Below are 2,003 nucleotides of genomic sequence, written 5' to 3'. Positions count from 1 at the left end.
GCCGAACACGATCAGCCGGCCGATCCAGCTTCCGGTAAAAGCCTGCACATGGGCATAGGCGCCGGGCCCCGAGGCCGCGGCGATCAGCCACCATGCCAGCAGCAAGGCGCCGAAATACAGCGCAATCCCGGTGATGCGGTGGACGATCGACAGCGCCATCGTCAGCGTCCAGCGATAGCTCTGAAGATGCGGCGAAAGCGGGCGTTCGATCCTGGCGGTCATCGGCGGCTTTGACGGTTTAAGGGCCGGCGTAAAGGCCCCGGGGATCGCATTATGTCAATCCTATTTACGAACTCGAAACACCCAGCGCAACGCCGAAAATCAACCCCCGCGAACGAATGTTCAGTGCTTCAGATGAGCCCTGCAATAGTGGGCATTGACAGCGCCGCCGGGGCTTGGGACGGCAATCGTGCTGAAGCGGGATTCATGATGGCCAGATAACACTGCCGTCATCCTGAGGTGCTCGCCGTTCTTCACGGCGAGCCTCGAAGGATGACCACGAGCGCCCGCAGCGATCCTTCGAGACGCCGCGCAAGTGCGCGGCCCTCAGGATGACGGTTGAATGTGTGGCTTGGAAAAAGAAATGACTCGTGTTTTGGCGTCGACCTGCGGGTCAGGGTAGAAATGCTGGTTGCAGGGTTGAACGTCTCCGAACTGCTCGAACTCGCCGGCCTGCTGGTCGCAGTCGGGGCGCTGGCCGGATTTCTCGCCGGCGTATTCGGGATCGGCGGCGGCGCCATCCTGGTGCCGGTGTTCTACGAATGCTTCCGGCTCGCCGGCGTGCCGCTCGAGGTGCGGATGCCGCTGTGCATCGGCACCTCGCTGGCGATCATCATCCCGACCTCGATCAGTTCGTTTCGCGCGCATTATCTGCGCGGCGCGGTGGACATGAAGGTGCTGCGGGTCTGGGCGGCGCCGGTGATCTCCGGCGTCATCCTCGGCAGCCTGATCGCGCGCTATGCGCCGGAGCGGCTGTTCAAAGTCGTGTTCGTCGCGGTGGCGTGGTCGGCCGCGATACGGCTGCTGTTCGGCCGCGATTCATGGCGGCTCGGCGACACGCTGCCGAGCGGTTTTCTGATGAGAGTATACGGCGGCATGGTCGGGCTGCTCTCGACCTTGATGGGGGTCGGCGGCGGGCTGTTTTCCAATCTGCTGATGACATTTTACGGCCGGCCGATCCATCAGGCGGTGGCGACGTCCTCGGCATTGGCAGTGCTGATCTCGATCCCCGGCGCGCTCGGCTACATCTACGCCGGCTGGCCCGCGGCGGCGCGATACCCTGACGTCACCGCGCTGCAATTGCCGTTCGCGCTCGGCTACGTCTCGCTGATCGGGGCAGCGCTGGTGATGCCGACCAGCCTCCTGACCGCGCCGCTCGGCGTCAAGGCCGCGCACGCGATGTCGAAGCGCACGCTGGAAATGGCGTTCGGGTGTTATTTGTTTATTGTCGGGAGCAGGTTCGTGATCAGCTTGCTGTAAACCCGTCATTGCGAGCGAAGCGAAGCGATCCAGAGCAACAAGCGCAGGCTGGATTGCTTCGTCGCAAGGGCTCCTCGCAATGACGATCTAGCCTACTTCGCATAGATCCCGGCATAGGCATCGCGCAGAATGTTCTTCTGCACCTTGCCCATGGCGTTGCGCGGCAACTCGTCGACGATGAACACGCGCTTCGGCATCTTGAATTTCGCGAGACGTCCGTCGAGCGCCTTCAGTACCGTGGCTTCATCGACGCCGGCGTTTTTATCGCAGACGACAACCGCCGTGACGCCCTCGCCGAAATCGGCATGCGGCACGCCGATCACCGCGGCCTCGATCACGCCGGGCATGGCGTCGATCTCGCTCTCGATTTCCTTCGGATACACGTTGAAGCCGCCGGAGATCACCAGATCCTTGCCGCGGCCGAGAATGTGCACATAGCCCTCGGCGTCGATCTTGCCGAGATCGCCGGTGATGAAGAAGCCGTCGTCGCGGAATTCGGCTTTGGTCTTTTCCGGCATCCGCCA

The 2,003-nt window shown here is 62.8% G+C and carries 3 protein-coding genes; 1 reads left to right on the top strand and 2 read right to left on the bottom strand.

The features are described 5' to 3' along the window. A partial coding sequence (gene sdhC, locus VGP39_RS10125; RefSeq protein WP_327567966.1) for a succinate dehydrogenase, cytochrome b556 subunit occupies positions 1 to 222 on the bottom strand: 222 nt, incomplete at its 3' end. Positions 223 to 624: 402 nt separating this feature from the next. On the opposite strand from sdhC, the gene VGP39_RS10120 reads away from it, so the two are divergent. Then, positions 625 to 1,479, top strand: coding sequence for a sulfite exporter TauE/SafE family protein (locus tag VGP39_RS10120; RefSeq protein ID WP_414644623.1), 855 nt, complete (start codon positions 625 to 627; stop codon positions 1,477 to 1,479). 92 nt (positions 1,480 to 1,571) lie between these two features. Here VGP39_RS10120 and VGP39_RS10115 read toward each other — a convergent pair. Then, positions 1,572 to 2,003: AMP-binding enzyme (locus VGP39_RS10115; protein WP_414644622.1), on the bottom strand; the 432-nt coding region annotated here is incomplete at its 5' end.

The organism is Bradyrhizobium sp., assembly GCF_036009065.1.
Taxonomy (GTDB): Bacteria; Pseudomonadota; Alphaproteobacteria; order Rhizobiales; family Xanthobacteraceae; genus Bradyrhizobium.
The sequence above is the reverse complement of the archived record's forward strand: the minus strand, read 5'-3'. Positions and strand labels throughout refer to the sequence as shown.

Excerpts from the sequence above, each read along its gene's own strand:
- VGP39_RS10120 (WP_414644623.1), top strand. The coding sequence starts at position 625 with ATGCTGGTTGCAGGGTTGAACGTCTCCGAACTGCTCGAACTCGCCGGC.